Origin of the sequence: Brevibacillus laterosporus, from assembly GCF_030489605.1 — a bacterium.
Taxonomy (GTDB): Bacteria; Bacillota; Bacilli; order Brevibacillales; family Brevibacillaceae; genus Brevibacillus_B; species Brevibacillus_B laterosporus_E.
The window spans coordinates 308,544-328,909 of record NZ_JAUKFY010000001.1; the positions used below are offsets into that span (position 1 = coordinate 308,544).

Sequence of the window (20,366 nt, forward strand, 5' to 3'; positions counted from 1 at the left end):
AAGAATGAACAAATTAACGTTACCCGAGATTGAATTGCTAGCCAATCGGTTCGAGCATGCAAAAGCAGAGGAATTGTTGACTTGGGCAACAAAAACCTATGGTGCCGGCATTGTACTTGCATCTAGCTTCGGGGCCGAGGATGTGGTGCTAATTGATATGCTACAAAAAATTGCGCCAAAAACGCCTGTGTTTTATCTGGATACAAATAAACATTTTAAAGAGACGTATGAAACGCGTGACCGGCTTGAGAAGCATTATGCCACCTCTTTTATTAGGGTGTCACCGTTACTGACCCTAGAAGAACAGCGTATCCAGTATGGAGATGAGCTGTGGAAAAACGATCCTACAGCCTGTTGTAACATTCGCAAGGTAGAGCCGCTAAAACGTATATTGAACAACTATGAGGCTTGGATTACAGGAATTCGCCGCGATCAGGCGCCAACGCGTGCCAACAGCAAAAAGATAGAGTGGGACGAGAAATTTGGTCTGGTAAAATGCAATCCATTAGCAGCATGGACGAGTGAGGATGTATGGACGTATATCCGCAAGCATGATGTTATTTACAATCCGCTGCACGATCAAAATTATCCGAGCATCGGCTGTTCCGTCTGTACCCGTGTGGTGCTCCCCGGAGAAGATCCCCGTGCCGGACGTTGGTCAGGTTTTGAAAAAACGGAGTGTGGTTTACACAAATAAATTCCCTGCATAAAGACGACAGTGAGGAATGTTTAGAAAGGAATGAGAATAATCGTGGCAGAACACTATCTGGCTCATGGCGGGGATCTGGTAAATCGTTTGTTGTCCCCTGTATTTGTAGAAGAGAATAACCAACGCTTACTTCCCTATCGTTTCGTTACTGTGGATGAATGGACTTTGTCTGATATTGATTGCATAGGGATTGGAGCCTTTTCTCCGCTAAAGGGTTTTCTAACAGAAGAAGAGTATGATTCAGTGGTAGAGCACATGCGCTTACCTGATGGAACGGTTTGGTCGGTACCGATCACATTGGCAGTACCGGAAGAGTTTAGCGATTTAGCAGTTGGTGAGAAGCTGGTATTACGCGGAGGGGATGGTAAGAATTATGCTGTCCTTACGGTTCAGGATGTCTACCGGCCGGATAAAAAGAGAGAAGCCCTTCAAGTATATAAAACGCCTGATCTAGCTCACCCTGGAGTAGCTAAGCTATATCAACGCCCTGCTTTTTGCGTAGGCGGGAGTATACAGGTAATTCAACGTCCACAACCGGAGCTGTTTGCCAATTATTATTATACCCCAAGTGAAACGAGAGATTTTTTTAGAAAGCTTGGTTGGAAAAGTATCGTGGGCTTTCAAACAAGAAATCCAGTACATCGCGCACATGAATATATTCAGAAAGCGGCTTTAGAAATTGTAGATGGGCTATTTTTAAATCCGCTGGTAGGTCAAACAAAATCCGATGATATACCCGCCTCTGTAAGAATGAAGAGTTATTTTGTTTTGCTCGAAAAGTATTATCCGAAAAATCGTGTTTTTTTAGGAGCCTTTCCTGCGGCAATGCGTTATGCCGGGCCAAGAGAAGCTGTTTTTCATGCCCTGGTAAGAAAGAATTATGGATGCACGCACTTTATCGTGGGACGAGATCATGCAGGCGTCGGCGATTATTATGGCACATATGATGCGCAACATATTTTTTCAGAATTTACCCCAGAGGAGCTGGGAATTACGCTCTTGTTTTTTGAGCATAGCTTTTTCTGTCAAGCATGCCAAGGAATGGCTACGACGAAAACATGCCCACATGACAAATCGCATCACGTTGCATTATCAGGGACTAAAGTACGGGAATTGCTCCGAAACGGCATTACTCCTCCACCAGAATTTTCACGTCCAGAAGTGGCGCAGGTGTTAATTCAAGGTCTTCGAGAACGAGAAAACATGCAAGGGTAATCATCTGAACACACAGAAGTGAAAGAATACGAATTGAGAGGAAAAAGTGGATAAATACAGTGAAAAATAGACATGCGCAGAGAAATAACAGTTTCTCTGCGTTTTTTTATGCATTTCTATACATAGGGCCTATGGGGAGTAAAACAGCAGAGAGCTAGGTCGAATATGAATGAATAGGTAGTTAATAAATGACGAACGTTATATGCTTATATGGTGTTGAATATTAGTGATTTGTTCGGTTCTGTTTTTAAGGAAAATTCGTGTGGGACAAATCCTTCAAAGAGAATTCTTTTTTAAAAAAACAGGTATGTGAACAAAAAAACTTGTATGCGCTTTCAGTTGCGACTCATAAGAGCCTGATTAATTCTAGTGAGCAATCGTTCGGGAAAAAGTTTAATAAAAAGAATTTGATTTGATTGACACATATTTTGGGGCTGGCTATAATCAGTCATAACAATTATTTTCAGACAATTCACATGACACTTTGAACAGAAAATTATTTTGATTTGAGAGAATATTTCGATGGCTTTGATGAGGACATGATTGATTACCCATTCTTTCACAGAGAGTCCGGGATGCTGAGAACCGGATAGGAACGTAATGAATTGCTCGCCTCTGAGCTGTTAGCTGAACGATTTAGGTCTAGTAGGTGTAACCGCTTAGCGCCCGTTATCGCGCTGACAGTCAGAGTTATCACTGACCTGTCCAAGGCTGATCTTCCGCGAGGAATCAGCAAATTTGGGTGGTACCGCGAATCCCTTCGCCCCAATCAGACATCTTTCGTATGTCGGGGTGATGGGATTTTTTTACGCTAAAAAGATTTTTGCCTGCTAAAAGAGATAGGGAGGAGAGAAGATGATCGAGACCGCAGAACAGACGCGGATGTTACCTGAAATGAGATTTGGCGAAGAATTGACAGGGGCAGAAACCCTGTTACGTTGCCTATTGCTAGAAGGCGTTGAGCATATTTTTGGTTATCCTGGAGGAGCCGTTCTGCCAATTTACGACTCACTCTATGGCAGTCGTTTAAAGCATATTTTGGCAAGGCACGAGCAGGGGGCTGTTCACGCAGCTGATGGATATGCAAGAGCGAGTGGAAAAGCCGGGGTAGTAGTGGCTACATCAGGGCCAGGGGCTACCAATTTAGTCACAGGAATTGCCACGGCACAAATGGACTCCGTACCGCTCGTTTGCATTACCGGAAACGTTGCCCAAAACATGATTGGAACAGATGCCTTTCAGGAAGCAAACATTACGGGAATTACCATGCCGATTACGAAGCATAACTATTTTATTCGTGACATCCGCGATATTCCACGCATCATAAAAGAGGCCTTTTATATTGCAACGACAGGTCGTCCAGGTCCAGTGCTGATTGATATTCCCAAGGATGTTTGCAATAGCGTGGCGCCATTCCAACCGCTTGAGAGTATTAGCGTTCGCGGATATTCACCTACTTTGATACCCTCGGATGGTGAGATGGAGCAATTTATTACAGCGATCAATAAGTCTACACGCCCAGTCATTTTGGCTGGAGGGGGTATTTTAGCTGCTAACGCTAATCAGGAATTACTTGCTTTTGCAGAACTGACCCGCATCCCTGTTATCAGCACATTTATGGGACTAGGAAATTTTCCTGGCACACATGAATTATCACTTGGTATGCCGGGCATGCACGGGAATTATACCGCTAATCAAGCTTTAATTAATGCGGACTGTGTGATTGGGTTAGGAGCGCGTTTCGATGACCGCATTACGATGGGGCGCACGAAGGAATTCGCACCAAACGCCACCATTATCCATGTGGATATCGATCCCGCTGAATTGGGCAAAAATGTTAAAACTGCAGTCTGTGTAGCAGGAGACATAAAAAGTACGTTAGAAAAAGCATTATTGCTAGCTAAACCGCTCGAAACCAGCGCATGGCTGAAACAATTGCATGGATGGCAGAAGGCGCACCCGTACAGCTATAAAAAAGATGGTCAGCTTAAACCGCAGGAAGTAATCGAAATGCTTTATGAAACAACAAATGGTGAAGCAATTGTGACAACCGATGTTGGGCAGCATCAGATGTGGAGTGCCCAATATTACAAGGTCAAAAATCCGCGCTCATTTATTTCATCTGGTGGTCTTGGAACGATGGGCTTTGGTTTTCCAGCAGCGATTGGAGCACAGATTGCTTATCCTGACCGTACTGTAATCAGCATCGTAGGAGATGGAGGATTCCAGATGACCAATCAGGAGTTAGCGATTTTAGCCCAACACAAGCTTCCTGTCAAAGTGGTTATCATAAATAATCAATGTCTGGGCATGGTTCGGCAATGGCAAGAGATATTCTACGATCAGCGTTATAGTTCGATTGATTTAACATGTAGCCCTGATTTTGTGAAATTAGCAGAAGCTTACGGTATCAGAGGAATGCGAGCTACTGCCTCAGCAGAAGCTCGGTCTGTCTGGAAGGAAGCATTGGAATTTAATGGACCTGTGGTAATTGATTTTAGAGTAGCAGCTGGAGAAAACGTGTACCCAATGGTGGCAGCGGGATGCACGCTAGATCAAATGATGCTGGGGGATGAGTAACATGCAGCGACATACATTAGCCCTTTTGGTAAACGACCATCCCGGTGTTCTGACTCGAGTAGCCATACTGTTTGGCCAACGCAATTTTAATATCGACAGTATTACTGTAGGCTCAACAGAAGAAGCAGGTTTGTCCCGAATGATTATTACTACGAACGGAGATGAGCATCAGCTTGATCAATTGATGAAACAATTGTGTAAGCTTATTGATGTTATCTCTGTAACCCATCTGAGTAAGGACCCGATGGTAGCAAGAGAAATTGCTTTAATCCGAGTTCATGCCGAAGCTGGTCAGCGGACGGAGCTCACTGGGATTGTGGAACCGTTTCGAGCCTCTATTGTTGATATCGGACCCACATCTATTATTATTCAGGCAACCGGCGATAGTGAAAAAATCGATGCCCTGCTAGCTTTGCTATGTCCTTATGGAATCGAAGAATTAACACGAACAGGAAGCGTAGCAATGGCTCGCGGGCTAAGTCTTGAATTAATGCAAGTTTAATCAGTTAATTTAATAAAAATTGAATTTTTAAAATTTACCAATAAAAACAACCCAAAAACTAGGAGGAATTTATCTATGATGAAAATCTATTATGAACAAGATGCTAATCAAGCTGCTCTATACGGAAAAACTATCGCAATCGTTGGATACGGTAGTCAAGGTCATGCACAAGCCCAAAACCTTCGTGACAGCGGATATCGAGTTATCATTGGTCTCCGCCCGGGAAAATCGTGGAAACAAGCTGAAAACGATGGGTTTGAAGTGTACACAGTAGCAGAGGCTACCAGTCAGGCAGATGTTATTCAAATTTTGCTTCCGGATGAGCATCAGGGCCGTGTTTATAAAGAAGAGATTCAACCGAATTTAAAAGCAGGAGCAACCCTTTCTTTCTCACACGGATTCAATATTCATTTCGGTCAAATTGTAGCGCCTGACAATGTAGACGTCATTATGGTCGCGCCAAAGAGTCCGGGTCACCTTGTTCGCCGTGTATATGTAGAAGGCTTTGGTGTGCCTAGCCTGGTAGCTATTCATCAGGATCATAGCGGAAAAGCATTAGAAACAGCTCTGGCTTATGCAAGCGGAATTGGCAGCACCAAGGCAGGGGTTATTGAAACCACGTTCCGTGAAGAGACAGAAACAGATCTGTTTGGTGAGCAGGCTGTATTGTGCGGTGGCGTATCTGAGCTAGTAAAAGCAGGATTTGATACGTTAGTAGATGCAGGCTATCAGCCGGAAATCGCCTACTTCGAGTGTTTGCACGAGTTGAAGCTGATCGTTGATTTGATGTATGAAGGTGGCTTAGCCCGTATGCGCTACTCTATCAGTGATACAGCAGAGTACGGTGACTACAGTACAGGGCGTCGCATCGTAACAGATGAAACACGTCAAGAGATGAAAAAAGTGCTTGCTGAAATCCAAGATGGCACATTCGCGCGTAATTGGATTCTCGAAAATCAAGCGAACCGCCCGGGTTTCAATGCTCGCCGCCGCCTGGAAAGTGAGCATGGCATTGAGCAAGTGGGTGAAAAATTACGCAATATGATGGCTTGGATTCAAAAAGAAAAGAAAGAGGAGCAAGCCCCAGTAAAAGCCTAAGATTTCTGATTGCGTCAAAAAGCACTCGCTATATATTTAGTGAGTTATAAAAAAATGGAGAGCTGGGAGGAGGAAGTGTAATGCGTACTATCGAGATTTTTGATACCACATTGCGTGATGGAGAACAATCTCCGGGAGTGAATTTGAGCATGAATGAAAAGGTGGAGATTGCCCTCCAACTCGAACGTTTGGGTGTTTCTCGAATGGAGGCTGGTTTTGCCGCTGCCTCCCCCGGTGATCTTCGGTCGGTTGCTGAAGTCGCTAAACGAGTAAAAAATGCAACAGTTGTCAGTCTGGCCAGATCTGTATCAGGAGATATTGATAAGGCTTACGAGGCGCTACGTGATGCCCAAAATCCGTGCATTCATGTTTTTCTGGCTACCTCTCCGATTCATCGCGAGCATAAATTAAACATGTCAAAGGAGCAAGTGATTGAGCGAGCGGTAGCGGCGATCAAACATGCGAAAAAGTACGTATCTAACGTGCAGTTTTCCGCTGAAGATGCTGGTCGTACGGAGCTTCCATATTTGGCAGAGGTCGTGAGGGCTGCTATTGCGGCTGGAGCCAATGTTATTAATCTGCCTGACACAGTGGGCTATTTAACACCGCAGGAATACGGAAATATTTTTCGCGAAATGGTTATTCGTGTCCCTGAAACAGCGAATATTAAGCTGAGCTGTCATTGTCATGATGATTTAGGCATGGCGGTTGCTAATAGCTTGGCCGCGATTGAAGCAGGAGTAACGCAAGTGGAAGGCACGATCAATGGAATCGGTGAGCGAGCAGGTAATACGTCGCTAGAAGAAGTTGTGATGGCGCTGGAAACAAGAAAGAGCTTCTATCAGGTTGAAACGAAATGGCAGTTGAAAGAAATCGCCCGTACCAGCCAATTGGTCAGCCGTCTAACGGGGATGATTGTACCTGGTAACAAGGCCATTGTAGGTGCAAATGCGTACGCGCATGAATCGGGGATCCATCAAGACGGCGTATTAAAAAATTCGGAAACCTACGAAATTATCCGTCCAGAAACGGTAGGGTACAAGTCTAATCTATTGGTACTAGGCAAGCATTCAGGGCGACATGCCTTTAAGGATAAGCTTGCAGAGCTGGGCTATCATTTGGAGACAGAGCAGATTGATACGGCTTTCCAGGCATTTAAAGTGCTATGTGACAAAAAGAAAGAAATTAGTGACGACGATATTTTAGCATTAATTGATGCGAAAATGGCTGATAGTGAAGAAATGTATCGGCTTGATTCCATTCAGCTTTCCTATGGCAATCAAAGCACCCCCACAGCCAGTGTCCGCATCCTTCGCTCAGATGGTGAGATTTATGAAGAAGCTGCTTGTGGAAATGGTTCGGTCGATTCCATCTACAAAGCAATTGATAGGGCGATTGGTGAAGATGTCACATTAATTGATTATAAGATTATCTCGGTTACACATGGGAAAGATGCTCTTGGAGAAGTGTATGTTCGCCTTCAGCAAGAAGATGAGATTTCTCAAGGAAGAGGGCTAAGCACCGATGTTATGGAAGCGAGTGCGATTGCCTATGTACGAGCAATTAACAAGCTGATTCAAGCACGCGGAGAGGTACTTGACGCACAGCCAGTCTAATGACCAGTTTACAGCCATAAGTCCAACGATTCGGGATAGAGAGAAAATATAGAGAGAATTTCAAATGACCGGGAGTACCAGTTAGTTAAGAAGCGAAAGAGAGAGATCGTTATATGACAAAAACCTTTAATGTGGCCGTTCTTCCAGGGGATGGAATTGGGGCTGAAATTGTTGCCGAAGCGGTTAAAGTATTAGAAGTAGTTGCTGAGCAAACAGGTCATTCCTTTCAGTTTACTTATGGAAAAATCGGCGGTTGTGCGATTGATGAAGAGGGGACGCCGTTACCTGAGGAGACAATCCGCATATGTAAAGAGGCGGATGCTGTATTGCTTGGTGCAGTTGGTGGTCCAAAATGGGATCAGAATCCGGGACATTTACGCCCGGAAACAGGTCTTCTGGGGATTCGCAAAGCCTTAGGCCTGTTTGCTAATTTGCGGCCTGCAACCATGCATGAAAGTCTCATAGAAGCATCCTCTTTAAAACCAGAAGTAGTGGCAGGCGTTGATTTAATGGTTGTACGTGAATTGACTGGTGGCATCTACTTCGGTGACAAGAAGCGCTATATTGGAGAGGATGGTCAGGACACAGCAGAGGATTTGTTACTATACCGTGAGGAAGAAGTGGAGCGTATCATACGAACCGCTTTTGACATAGCTCGAAAACGGCAAAAGAAGCTCGTCTCCGTGGATAAGGCAAATGTGTTGGAAAGCTCACGTCTATGGCGAAAGGTTGCTGATCGGGTTGCTGCCGATTACCCTGATGTAGAACTTTCACATATGCTGGTTGACTCTTGCGCCATGCAGCTAGTGCGTGCACCGAAGCAATTTGATGTAATTGTAACGGAGAATATGTTTGGGGATATTTTAAGTGATGAAGCTGCCATGCTGACTGGCTCCATCGGCATGCTGGCTTCTGCTAGCCTTGCTTCAGGCAGCTTTGGCTTGTATGAGCCGGTACATGGTTCAGCTCCCGATATAGCCGGGAAGAGCATTGCTAATCCGTTAGCTACGATCTTGTCTGCAGCGATGCTATTGCGTTACTCACTGCATTTAGATGAAGCCGCAGACCGAGTCGAGCAAGCGGTATGGTCTGTATTGGAAGCGGGTCATCGTACAGGTGATTTGGCAGTTAATAAAGCAGAAGCGCTTAGTACGATAGAAATGGGGCAGTTGGTCGTTGCTGAATTAAGGAAGACAGTCATTGCTAAATAAAATTGGAGAAAAGACCACTACAGAAACAAGTTTTTCTGAGTGGTCTTTTTGTGTTTTTAGCATTACCCGATCATAATTTTTCCTTTTGGATAGCGGAAGTATTCCTTTCGGTTTCGCTGAGCTAATGCAAAGGCGATAGTTAATGGTCCTACACGTCCAGCAAACATAGTCAAGGAGATGACAATTTTTCCGATATCAGATAAATCAGGGGTCAGTCCCATTGATAAACCAACCGTTGCAAAGGCAGAGACACTCTCAAAGAGAATCATTAAAAAATCTTTGCCTGGCTCAGTAATTGTCAAAATCATACTTACTATAATGACGATAAATAAGGCAGTCATTGTTACGGTTAGGGATTTGTAAATCATATGCGGCAGAATACGTTGACGGTAGAAAATAACATCTTCTCTGCCTTTTATTTGCGCCCATACCGCTCCTAATAGAGTGGCAAAGGTGGTAGTCTTAATACCGCCGCCTGTAGATCCAGGTGAAGCTCCAATAAACATTAACACAATCATAAAGAACAAGCTCGACTGATGCATATCCCCAATGCTTATCGTATTAGAGCCAGCCGTTCTAGCCGTAACGGATTGATAGAGCGCTCCAAAAAATTTACCAACAGGAGATAATGGCTGCAGCGTTTTGGGATTCGTAAACTCTAGGATAAAAATGGCTAGCGTGCCTAGAACAATCAAAATGGCTGTGGTAGTTAGAACTACCTTTGTATGTAATGATAATCGTTTCGTATCTCGATACCCGTATACTTCTGCCATCACAATAAATCCAATCCCGCCTAAAATAATCAGCGAACAGACTGTTAGATTAACGATAGGATCACTCACATACTTGGTTAAGCTACTGAATTCGCCCATGAGATCGAATCCGGCATTGTTAAAGTTAGATATGGAATGAAAAATACCGTAATACAAAGCTTTCGCAAACGGCATATCAAAGGCAAAGCGTAGAGTAAGCAAAATTCCCCCAGTCAATTCGATCAAGCCTGTAAAGATGAGAAGCATCTTGGCAAGCCTGACTACTCCTTCAATAGAAATCTGATTGAGAGACTCTTGCAACAAGAGACGTTGTCGTAAGGAGATTTTTTTCCCCATGAGAAGAGCAAAAAAAGTAGCTAGGGTCATGAATCCTAAACCGCCTACTTGAATAAGTGCTAAAATCACTAGTTGCCCAAACAGTGTAAAAGTTGTCCCAGTATCCGTCACTACTAGTCCTGTTACGCAGGTAGCAGACGTAGAGGTAAATACGGCGTTGATCAAAGAAAGCCCTTGGCCGTCGTTCGTTGCAATAGGAAGAGTTAATAAGATGGCACCAATTGCAATGATAAGCGCAAAGCCTAAGACGAGCACCTTGGGTGGGCTTAAATGAAAATTTTTAATTAATTTTACTAACATCGCAACCTCTTCCTTTGCCAGACATTACCTTTTAAGGAAATACAACATTGTTGTTAGTATAACCAGTAAAAGTAAGGTCTTACTTTGGTTTGTAGTGGAAACTGCTCACAAGCGTAGCAGAAAATCGATTGTTCATCAATAAGAAAAAATACCGAAATTCCAATAAATGTAACACTCTAAAAAGAGCCGAGCACAACTAGTAGAAGATCAAATAAATAGGAAGAAGGAGCCCGGTAATTTGTTCTATAGACAGCTCAAAACAAAAAAAGGCCCAGTCAAGGCCTAAAGAGAGTTCCTTTTCGTGCAAGGTGGCCATTGAATTTGGGCTTGAGGATAATGCTCATGTAAACGGCTTTCCATTAGATCATAGTCTATAGGCAATAGTTCTTCCGTAGTAGGCTTGGTTAAGGTTAACACGATCCAGTTTACATGGGAAGGTTTACCTGGTTCCGAGTATTTTTCTCCTTCATATACCGCTTTTTTATACGTTAAAAGCAGATTTTGTCTGATATTAGTTGGCGTATCTAATAAATGAAACGTACCCTTTCGTCTAGCTTGCCTAAATGCACGTAAGGGATGAAATAATCGACTCATAAAATACCAACAAAGAAAGAAGCAACCAATGGGTAAAAGTATTTTTAGTAATAAAGCCATAAGGAAGGGGGTGCCTCCTTTTCTTGATATTTTCTTGATCTATATGAATAGGGAGCAGTGTTTTTGCATGAAAAAATAATCGACATAAAACTTCGATTTATTCTGTATACGGAAATAGCAGATATAAGTTTCAAAAAGGGACGCTATTCATTTTGTTTTTTAAAAATAATGGTTAGTTACTTTACAAAAGTTAGTTACTTTGGTATGATGGAAACAAGAATATATCGTTACGATACTTACAAACTAAAGCTATGAGGTGAGCTAATATGATAAAAATTTTTCCATCAGATTCCCGTTTCCAAGCTAATCATGGCTGGTTGAAATCACAATTTAGTTTTTCCTTTGCAGAATATTATGATCCAGAAAATATGAACTTTGGTCCTATGAGAGTGCTAAATGACGATACCATCCAAGCTGGATATGGTTTTGGAACCCATCCGCACAAGGAGATGGAGATTGTTACGATCATGCTAGAGGGTGTTCTGCGTCATAAAGACAGTACAGGAAATGAAGAGGAGCTTAAGCCAGGCGAGGTCCAACGAATGTCTGCTGGTACAGGTATTCTGCATTCTGAGTATAATGGCTCCACTACTGAGGAGGCGAAGCTGCTTCAATTATGGTTTGAACCGAAGCAGTATGGCTTAACGCCGTCATACGAACAGTTTGCTTATGATCAAAAGGCAATGGTAAACGCCTTATTGCCTGTCGTATCAGCTAATCAACATGAGCATCGCGTTGCACATATCCATCAAGATATGACCATTTATTTGTCTCGTTTAGAAGCAGGAAAGAGCATCTCGTTCCCTCAGCAGACGAATAGACGGACGTTCCTATTTATCATGGAGGGACAAGTAGAGGTCAACGGACAAGTATTGGAAAGACGTGATTCAGCGCGGATTACCGATTTGGATAAGCTGGAGCTAGTAGCAGGACAAGACTCCTATTTTATGCTGATTGATTTGCCATAAGTGCTTTTCATTTATGTATGAATACAAGGCAAGAGTTATGTAAGTAAGTTATCATCCCTTAGCCCGAACTTTGTGGTCTAGAGTGCCGCAGAAGTGTCGGGCTTTTGCGCTTGGTAAAAGAAGGGTATGATAGGAGTTACAATCTAGTTTTTTCGTTGCTTGTCTCTATAATCTGGCTTATGATCGAGTAAAACGGGACTGCAGTGTTTGAAAAAGAGGTATCTGAGGAGGAATAATGAATGAGCACAACTGAACATAAAGCAACTGCACCTAAAAATGTGGGGGTAATGGTTGTCACCGTATCTGATACAAGGAACGAAGAAACAGATAAAAGTGGAAAGCTAATGAAAAATCTTTTGGAAGAAGCGGGTCATAACACTCTTCTTTATTATATTGTAAAAGATGAACCAGCGCAGATACAGGCTGTAATTGAGCATGGTACAGAGCACGCAGAAGTAGATGTAATTTTGCTTAACGGAGGAACTGGTATTGCTCCTCGTGACCATACATATGAGTCGGTGAAAGGATTGCTTGATAAAGAGATGCCCGGGTTTGGCGAGATTTTCCGCATGCTTAGTTATACCGAGGATATTGGTTCCGCATCCATACTATCTAGAGCCATAGCGGGCATCTATAAGGGGAAAGCGATCTTTTCCACACCCGGTTCCACAGGAGCGGTTAAACTAGCAATGGTCAAATTAATACTGCCCGAATTAGGACATGTTGTCAGAGAATTGCGCAGAACAGTATAATGAAGGGCGTAGAAAAAGGAGTGACCATATATAATGAAAATCTTACTTGCAACCCTTAACGCCAAATATATTCATTCTTCTTTGGCTTTACGATATTTGCGTAGCTATGCCAAGCCCCATTATCCAAATATCGAACTGGTAGAATACACCATTAATGATGTTTTGATAAATATTGTTGGGGATATTCATAAACGTCAGCCTGATATTATTGCATTTTCCTGTTATATCTGGAATATTCGTGAGACGCTGGACGTAATTAATAATGTAAAAAAGATTTGTCCAAATGTGCCGATTATTCTAGGAGGTCCAGAAGTCTCGTACGATACAGACGAGTGGATGAAAAATTATCCTGCTATTGATGTAATCGTGATGGGGGAGGGTGAAGAGACATTTCTGGAATTATGTCAGGCTTATGACCGGGCAAAACAAACCGGTGACGCTCCGCTATTAAAAGAAGTACCAGGTATTGCCTATCGAGATGGAGAACGTGTCCGTTTTTCGATGCAACGTATGCAAACGAAGGATTTAAACCATTTACCATCCCCCTATGAAGAGGATTTAGATGAATTAAATAACCGTGTCGTTTATTTTGAAGCGTCCCGCGGTTGCCCTTTTCGCTGTCAGTACTGTTTGTCCTCCATTGAAAACGGAGTTCGCTATTTTGATCTAGATCGAGTGAAGCGCGATTTGAAGCGTTTAATAGATCATGGAGTGAAAACCATTAAATTTGTGGATCGGACATTTAATATTAATAAGCAGTATGCTATGGAGATCTTTCAATTTTTAATTGATAACCATAATGGAACCATTTTTCAATTTGAGATAACAGCCGACATCCTGAAGCCGGATGTAGTGGACTTTTTAGCTGAGAATGCGCCGCCAGGTATTTTCCGCTTTGAAATTGGAGTTCAATCAACCAATGACGAAACGAATCGTCTTGTACAACGCCGACAAAATTTTGAAAAATTAAGTTATACCGTGCTGAAAATCAAAGAATCTGGTAAAATTGATCAGCACTTAGACTTAATCGCGGGATTACCAGAGGAAGATTATGCATCTTTCCGCAAGACGTTTAACGATGTATTTGCATTGCGTCCGGAAGAGTTGCAATTAGGCTTTTTAAAAATGCTGCGAGGTACAGGTGTGAGGGCACGTGCTGCAGAACATGGGTATATATATATGGATCAATCACCTTATGAAATCCTTGGAAATAACGTGCTTTCCTTTAATGACATGCAGCGAATTAAGCGTACGGAAGATATTTTAGAGAAATATTGGAATGCTCATAGAATGGACAAGGCGTTTGAATGGATTTTGGCTCATCATTTTGAGACGCCATTTGATTTCTTCCAAGAGTTTGGGGATTATTGGGAAGAGCAAGGCTGGGGGCGCTTTGGGCACCAGCTGGAAGATTTGTTTATTCGTCTCCAACGTTTTCTTGAAAGGAAAGCTCCTAATAAAACAAGTCATTCATTAAGTATGTTAAAATTTGATTACTTATTAAATCAAAAATATCGGCCGCGTAAAATCTGGTGGGAAGATACGGTTAACAAATCAGAATTACAAGCGATTTATCAAAATGTAGCAAGTAAACGTAAAGATTTACGTGCAGATTTTGCTCTGCACGCTGAAACGGAAAAGGAGTATGCCAAGCATACTACAGTAGCGCATGTCTCATTTAATGTAGAACACTATATAAAAACGGGTGAAATGGTTGAAGGTAATTTTGCTTTGGTGATGTATTATCCGTTTGTGGAAGGGTCCTCCAATACATTCGTCTGTGTTCCCGTACCACAAACAGTTGCCTAGACGATACCCAGAAGGAAACGGACAGTAGTATAAAGTGACCTAGGTACGCGATCCGCACTGCTATTTTTACGCCATGCCCAAAGTAGTTCTTACACATGAGGAAAACCTTTATAGCCTAAACTTTTCTTTGCGAATTCAATGAGGAATGTAACGAAAATGATAAGTAAATCGTAATACCAACGACAAAGACGTTTGGATCTCAGATAAGACAAAAGGGGAGCTTCTTTGGACATGAGTGTGGATGTGTTACTTCAATTTATTGAACAATATGGATATCTGGCCATCTTTTTTCTCTTATGGCTGGGCATTGTGGGTCTGCCTGTTCCTGATGAGCTGGTAGTAGCAACAGGTGGACTAGTGGCTGCTCTTGGTTACTTGAATCCGTACTATGCTTTTCTGGCTGGCTACCTGGGAGTGGTTTCAGGTCTGTCTATCGGCTTTTTTTTAGGACGTTGGGTAGGTCCACCTATACTTACTCGGTTAGCTAAGAAAAAGAAATTCGGATCTTATATAGATCGATCGACCGGACTCATCCAAAAATATGGTACGTTTTCACTGTTTATCAGCTATTTGCTGCCAGTTGTACGTCATTTAGTGCCATATGTTGTAGCAGTCGGAGGTATGACTTTTCGTAAATATGCGCTATATTCCTACACCACTGGTCTGATTTGGGCGTTAGCCTTCTATTTTTTAGGTTATTTTTTTGGTAACCATGTCGATCATATTATCGCTGTGAGCCGTCATTATGGGTTTATCACATTGTGGGTGATACTAGCCCTAATAATAGGCTTGATTCTTTATCGCTATTGCTGCTTAAAAAAACGTTCGAATAAAACACCAGAGGGGGATCGAAAGTGATCCCGAAAAAATTACAGGCTCATAAGCGACAGAGAAATAGTATTTTTCTAGTAACATTGGTTATGCTGTTATTTGGAGTTGTATTACATCAGCTTCTGCTTATTTCAGTAGCAATTGTGTTCATCAATCTTTATGCGCTGTGTGCAATGGGATGGGATAAACGTCTTGCTCGCAAGCATAACTCTTGGAGAATACCCGAGGCTACGTTTTTTTTGCTGGCTGCGCTTGGAGGTGCTGCAGGCGTAGGTTTAGGGATGCTCTTATGGCGTCATAAAACCAAGCATCCGTCTTTTTGTGTTCTGATACCACTTTGTTTATTATGGAATGGTGGGGTTTTGTATGTCATGTGGTATTATGTGATACCATATTTCGTATGATACAACACGCAACGCAGAAAGGAATGAAAGATATGGATCAAAAGACTGAACAAATGCTACGTGATCTAACAGAGGCTCATGGTGTACCCGGTTTTGAACAGGAAGCTCGTCAGGTTATGAAATCATACATAGAACCGTACGCAGATGAAATTACTTATGATAATTTAGGGAGCTTGATTGCTAGAAAAACAGGCGATGATAACGGGCCTAAAGTGCTGATCGCAGGACATTTGGACGAAGTTGGCTTCATGGTAACGCGGATTACAGATGAAGGTTTTCTGAAATTTCAACCGCTGGGTGGATGGTGGCCGCAAGTTATGCTGGCACAGCGAGTACATATTCAAACCAAGGATGGCTTCCTAGATGGAGTAATAGGCTCTATTCCGCCTCATGTTATGCCAATGGAAAAGCGCCGTAAAGTGGTTGAGATCAAAGATATGTTTGTGGATATTGGAGCTTCCAGTAAAAAAGAAGCAGAGGAATTCGGGGTTCGTTTGGGTGATCCGATTATTCCGGTGTGTCCATTTACTGTATTAAAAAATCCAAAAATGTTAATGGCGAAAGCATGGGATAATCGCATGGGTTGTGCTGCTGCTATTGACTTAATGAAGGGCCTTCAGGGCGTGGAGCACCCTAACACCTTGTATGCAGCAGGAACTGTAATGGAGGAAGTTGGTACTCGCGGAGCTTTCACCGTAGCTAATGTGGTAAAACCGGATATTGGTATCGCCGTAGATGTGGGTATCGCTGGTGACACGCCAGGCGTCAGCAAAAATGATGCACCATCCAAAGCAGGTGCCGGGGTTGAAATCGGGCTGTATGACGCTCGCATGATTGCGCCGCAAAAATTACGTGATTTTGTTATTGAGACGGCTGAAATGGAAAATATACCGTATCAATTAACTTCCATTCCAGGTGGAGCTACAGACGCGGCGGCATTTACGCTTACGGGTAGTGGGGTACCATCCATTGCGCTTTCTGTAGCAACGCGCTACATCCATAGTCATGCTTCTGTGCTTCATTATGATGATTATGAGAATCTGGTAAAATTATTGATTGCTTTGGTGAGACGCTTAGATAAAGAAAAAGTAGCAGAATTGACTTCTTTTGAATAAGCAATAACAAGGTGGGCTTTGGTTGTAAACCAAGGCTCGCCTTTTTCTATGCAAAAAAGACAACGGTAACTTAACTTGCAAGTCCCCATTGTCTTTTGGTAAAAAAGAAGTAGCAAAGTAAAGAGATATCTTGCGTTATACAGGAGAGGCTGTATTCGCTGGAATATGCTCGGAAATGGTAGTGACCATTTGCTGTTGCAGATCGGAACTGCTGTTTTGCCATAGCACCTCAAATAATACGCCAAGTCCTGGTAAGGTTTTTTCCATACGGCTTTGAATCGCATCATTGATCGTTTCTTCCACGGAGGCAGGACTGGAACCCTGCATTTTATACATGATAGCTTGACGAAGATTTAACGCATTAATATTCACCTGTATAACACTCCTTTTTACATCAAAAATAAAGATGATCCTCGTTAGTATTCGTTGAACGCTACATTTACATTCCTTTTGTACTGTTTCAGCGCTATGTTATAATCTAGTAGGACAAATGGGAGGTTGAATCATGTCAAAACAATTTGCCGTTATCGGAATGGGACGCTTTGGTTCCAGTGTGGCTCATGCTTTATACGAAATGGGCTATGAAGTGATGGGAATCGATGAAGACGAAGAGCGTATTAATGAAAATATCCAAAATGTAACACATTCGGTTGCTGCCGATTCTACTGATGAAATGGCATTGCGAGAAATTGGAATTCGTAACTTTGACGTTGTAGTTGTATCCATTGGTGCTGATATTCAAGCCAGTATCTTGACTGTACTGATTCTAAAAGAAATGGGCGTTAAAAAAATTGTAGCAAAAGCACAAAACGAGCGTCATGGGCAGGTTCTTTATAAGGTCGGGGCTGATCGAGTGGTTTTCCCCGAGCGTGATATGGGAATACGTGTGGCTCATAATTTAATATCAGCTAATGTACTGGATTTTATCGAGCTTGCTGAAGATTATAGCGTGGCTGAGGTTGTCGTATCTCATTCGATGGTTGGACAGTCTCTACGCGACATTGACGTTCGTGCTAAGTATGGGGTAAACGTTATTGCTATTAAGAGTAACCAATCGTTTAACATTTCCCCGGGCCCGGACATTGTTTTGCAGCATGATGATGTATTGGTTGTTATTGGTCATAATATGGATTTGAAAGAATTCGAGGAGAAGGCATAAATACATGAAAGTAGAACATATACAATCCTTGCAAAATCCTTTAGTAAAGCGTTTGAAGGAATTGCAAACCAAAAAGGGCCGAGAAGCAGCAGGGCGTTTCCTCATAGAGGGAGAGCATTTAGTGGAGGAAGCTCTATTGTCTAATATGGAAGTAGTTACGCTCTTATTTGACGAGGGCAGAGGATTGCCTGCTACGGTAATGAGAGCGCTTGAAGCATTCTCTTATCCTGTCAAATGCATATCTACAACGGATGTCGTGTTAAGTAAATTATCTGAAACGAAGACACCGCAAGGAATCGTAGCAGAAGTGAAAATGCGGTCCAATGATTGGGATACGGAATGGAATAATTTGCGAAAATACGATTTTCTCATACTTATTCTTGATGAATTACAAGACCCTGGTAACGTAGGCACGATTATGCGAACAGCAGAAGCGGCTGGTGTAGATGCTGTTTTGATGGGACGAGGCAGTGTCGACCTTTACAATGGTAAGGTATTGCGTTCAACGATGGGCTCGTTCTTCCGGATGCCCGTATTCATTTGTGATGTTAAAACTGTATCGGAACAAATAAAAATGGCAGGCGGACGTATACTGGTGACAGCTCTTGGACAACAAAGTCGAGAGTATGATGAACCGGTATATGGCGGAAAAGTTGCCATAGTGATTGGGAATGAAGCACGAGGTGTGTCTGATTCCGTTCTGTCTCAAGCAGACGAGCTGATTCACATACCAATCTATGGACGGACAGAATCGTTAAACGCCGCTGTTGCCACAGGGGTAATGTTGTATGAGGCAGTACGTCAGCGCAAAGCTGATTGTGGTTGCGACTAAGATTTTTGGGATATTATCTGGTTTTCTTTTGCAAGTGACCCCATTGTGAGGTATAATTAATCGCAAATTCTAAAATAATTGTCATAAATGCTAGGATTGAGACTAGTACATAGAACAGATGACGTGTTCAGGGAAAAGGTGCCGCTTGCGAGCGACTGGAAGCACTTTTGCGTGATCTCTATGGAATTCACTCATGAGCAGACCTCTGAAGAACTCAAGATTGAAAAGCTGTGATCAAATGCTTGGAGTTTAACTGGCTAAGATCAAAGTAACAATCGGACTTTAAGTAGGAGGAACCGGTTCATCCACGTTACGGATGCGAAGGTGAGACATCATGAGATGTCTAACTAGGGTGGTACCGCGGAAATTAAACTTCGTCCCTGTTTTAGGGAGGAAGTTTTTTTGTTGTATTTTTATTTGTAAACAAAGGAGAGATTGTTGTGCAAACGCGTTTACAACAGTTAAAAGAAAATGCACTTGATCTATTGAAGCAAGTGGGCGAAGGACAGGAGCTTCAGGAGCTTCGTGTTAAATACTTAGGTAAAAAAGGCGAATTAACAGAAATTTTACGTGGTATGGGGGGATTGTCTGCTGAAGAGCGCCCAAAAATTGGCCAGCTAGTGAATGAAGTTCGTCAAGTGATTGAAGAAGCGATTCTTTCCAAACAGCAGGAATTTGAAGCACGTGTATTAGAAGCGAAGCTAAATAAGCAAACCATTGATGTGACACTGCCAGGCCGTCCTGTACCGACGGGAACAATGCATCCTTTGTCCCGTATTATTGAAGAATTGGAAGATATCTTTATTGGACTTGGCTATGAAGTAGCAGAGGGACCTGAAGTGGAGCTGGATCATTTCAACTTTGAAATGCTTAATTTGCCAAAAGGACATCCAGCACGTGATATGCAGGATTCCTTCTACATCACAGAAGAGCTGTTATTGCGTACGCATACTTCGCCTGTACAGGCTCGTACCATGTTAAAAAAAGAAGGAAAAACGCCAGTTAAAATTATTTGCCCTGGAAAAGTGTATCGCCGCGATGATGATGACGCGACACATTCCCACCAATTTACTCAAATTGAGGGTCTTGTGGTTGGAAAAGGCATCAGCATGAGTGATTTGAAAGGAACGTTGCTCACGTTTGCTAAGCAAATGTTTGGAGAAGACCAGCAAATTCGTCTTCGTCCTAGCTTTTTCCCATTCACGGAACCAAGCGTTGAGGTGGATATTCAGTGCGTAATCTGTCATGGAGAGGGTTGCCGTATTTGTAAACAAACGGGATGGATTGAGATTTTGGGTGCTGGAATGGTTCATCCTCGCGTTCTTGAAATGGCAGGCTATAATCCGCAGGAAGTTAGCGGTTTTGCATTTGGTATGGGAGTAGAGCGCATTGCAATGCTGAAGTATGGTATTGAGGATATTCGTAATTTCTATACAAATGATGTGCGTTTCCTACGTCAATTTAACCGCTCCTAGTCGGTTCGCCAAAGAAAGGGGATTATG

19 protein-coding genes are annotated in these 20,366 nt (G+C 42.6%); 16 read left to right on the forward strand and 3 right to left on the reverse strand.

Features of this window, described 5'->3' with window-relative positions; translation table 11 throughout:
- The first annotated feature begins 4 nt into the window (after window positions 1–4).
- The 7 genes from QZ995_RS01165 (at window position 5) to leuB (ending at window position 8,931) form a co-directional block, all read left to right on the forward strand.
- A complete protein-coding gene (locus QZ995_RS01165; RefSeq protein WP_301801966.1) occupies window positions 5–697 on the forward strand; it encodes a phosphoadenylyl-sulfate reductase in 693 nt (230 codons plus the stop codon).
- A 54-nt stretch (window positions 698–751) separates the two neighbouring features.
- Window positions 752–1,924: a sulfate adenylyltransferase gene (gene sat, locus QZ995_RS01170; RefSeq protein ID WP_301801968.1), complete on the forward strand. Its 1,173-nt coding sequence runs from the start codon at window positions 752–754 to the stop codon at window positions 1,922–1,924.
- Between the two features lie 855 nt (window positions 1,925–2,779).
- Complete coding sequence (ilvB, locus tag QZ995_RS01175; protein ID WP_301801970.1) at window positions 2,780–4,504, forward strand: biosynthetic-type acetolactate synthase large subunit; 1,725 nt, start codon at window positions 2,780–2,782, stop codon at window positions 4,502–4,504.
- Window position 4,505: 1 nt separating this feature from the next.
- Window positions 4,506–5,006 (forward strand): acetolactate synthase small subunit, encoded by a 501-nt coding sequence (gene ilvN, locus QZ995_RS01180; RefSeq protein WP_301801972.1) that lies wholly within the window; start codon window positions 4,506–4,508, stop codon window positions 5,004–5,006.
- A gap of 75 nt (window positions 5,007–5,081) precedes the next feature.
- Window positions 5,082–6,104 carry a ketol-acid reductoisomerase gene (gene ilvC, locus QZ995_RS01185; RefSeq protein WP_003335031.1) on the forward strand — a complete coding sequence of 341 codons (1,023 nt, stop codon included), beginning with the start codon at window positions 5,082–5,084 and terminating at the stop codon, window positions 6,102–6,104.
- Window positions 6,105–6,184: 80 nt separating this feature from the next.
- Window positions 6,185–7,720: a 2-isopropylmalate synthase gene (locus QZ995_RS01190; protein ID WP_301801976.1), complete on the forward strand. Its 1,536-nt coding sequence runs from the start codon at window positions 6,185–6,187 to the stop codon at window positions 7,718–7,720.
- 113 nt (window positions 7,721–7,833) lie between these two features.
- A complete protein-coding gene (leuB, locus tag QZ995_RS01195; protein ID WP_301801977.1) occupies window positions 7,834–8,931 on the forward strand; it encodes a 3-isopropylmalate dehydrogenase in 1,098 nt (365 codons plus the stop codon).
- A gap of 62 nt (window positions 8,932–8,993) precedes the next feature.
- Here leuB and QZ995_RS01200 read toward each other — a convergent pair whose 3' ends face one another.
- Both QZ995_RS01200 and QZ995_RS01205 read right to left on the reverse strand, forming a co-directional pair.
- Entirely contained in the window at window positions 8,994–10,340 is a 1,347-nt protein-coding gene (locus QZ995_RS01200) for a TrkH family potassium uptake protein (protein WP_301801979.1), read from the reverse strand.
- Window positions 10,341–10,622: 282 nt separating this feature from the next.
- On the reverse strand, window positions 10,623–10,994 hold the full coding sequence (locus tag QZ995_RS01205) for a hypothetical protein (protein ID WP_301801980.1): 372 nt from the start codon (window positions 10,992–10,994) through the stop codon (window positions 10,623–10,625).
- 266 nt (window positions 10,995–11,260) lie between these two features.
- Here QZ995_RS01205 and QZ995_RS01210 point away from each other — a divergent pair, with 266 nt between their 5' ends.
- From QZ995_RS01210 to QZ995_RS01235, 6 genes are all read left to right on the forward strand, one after another.
- Window positions 11,261–11,962: a pirin family protein gene (locus QZ995_RS01210; protein ID WP_301801982.1), complete on the forward strand. Its 702-nt coding sequence runs from the start codon at window positions 11,261–11,263 to the stop codon at window positions 11,960–11,962.
- Window positions 11,963–12,201: 239 nt separating this feature from the next.
- Window positions 12,202–12,714 (forward strand): MogA/MoaB family molybdenum cofactor biosynthesis protein, encoded by a 513-nt coding sequence (locus QZ995_RS01215; protein WP_301801984.1) that lies wholly within the window; start codon window positions 12,202–12,204, stop codon window positions 12,712–12,714.
- Window positions 12,715–12,747: 33 nt separating this feature from the next.
- Entirely contained in the window at window positions 12,748–14,523 is a 1,776-nt protein-coding gene (locus QZ995_RS01220; RefSeq protein WP_301801986.1) for a B12-binding domain-containing radical SAM protein, read from the forward strand.
- A 231-nt stretch (window positions 14,524–14,754) separates the two neighbouring features.
- Window positions 14,755–15,381: a DedA family protein gene (locus QZ995_RS01225; RefSeq protein WP_301801987.1), complete on the forward strand. Its 627-nt coding sequence runs from the start codon at window positions 14,755–14,757 to the stop codon at window positions 15,379–15,381.
- The gene (locus tag QZ995_RS01230) at window positions 15,378–15,758 is read left to right on the forward strand and encodes a DUF1294 domain-containing protein (protein WP_301801989.1); all 381 of its coding nucleotides are present in this window, start codon (window positions 15,378–15,380) and stop codon (window positions 15,756–15,758) included. Before QZ995_RS01225 ends, QZ995_RS01230 begins: the two co-directional genes overlap by 4 nt.
- A gap of 32 nt (window positions 15,759–15,790) precedes the next feature.
- Complete coding sequence (locus tag QZ995_RS01235; protein ID WP_437124703.1) at window positions 15,791–16,873, forward strand: M42 family metallopeptidase; 1,083 nt, start codon at window positions 15,791–15,793, stop codon at window positions 16,871–16,873.
- Window positions 16,874–17,008: 135 nt separating this feature from the next.
- Here the strand turns inward: QZ995_RS01235 and sspI are convergent, their stop codons facing one another.
- The gene (sspI, locus tag QZ995_RS01240) at window positions 17,009–17,245 is read right to left on the reverse strand and encodes a small acid-soluble spore protein SspI (protein WP_301801991.1); all 237 of its coding nucleotides are present in this window, start codon (window positions 17,243–17,245) and stop codon (window positions 17,009–17,011) included.
- A gap of 133 nt (window positions 17,246–17,378) precedes the next feature.
- Between sspI and QZ995_RS01245 the strand changes: the two genes are divergently transcribed.
- The 3 genes from QZ995_RS01245 (at window position 17,379) to pheS (ending at window position 20,339) form a co-directional block, all read left to right on the forward strand.
- Window positions 17,379–18,032, forward strand: a complete 654-nt coding sequence (locus QZ995_RS01245; protein WP_003335016.1) for a potassium channel family protein — start codon at window positions 17,379–17,381, stop codon at window positions 18,030–18,032.
- A gap of 4 nt (window positions 18,033–18,036) precedes the next feature.
- The gene (locus QZ995_RS01250; RefSeq protein WP_301801993.1) at window positions 18,037–18,864 is read left to right on the forward strand and encodes a TrmH family RNA methyltransferase; all 828 of its coding nucleotides are present in this window, start codon (window positions 18,037–18,039) and stop codon (window positions 18,862–18,864) included.
- A gap of 440 nt (window positions 18,865–19,304) precedes the next feature.
- On the forward strand, window positions 19,305–20,339 hold the full coding sequence (gene pheS / locus QZ995_RS01255; RefSeq protein ID WP_301801994.1) for a phenylalanine--tRNA ligase subunit alpha: 1,035 nt from the start codon (window positions 19,305–19,307) through the stop codon (window positions 20,337–20,339).
- The last annotated feature ends 27 nt before the right edge of the window (window positions 20,340–20,366 follow it).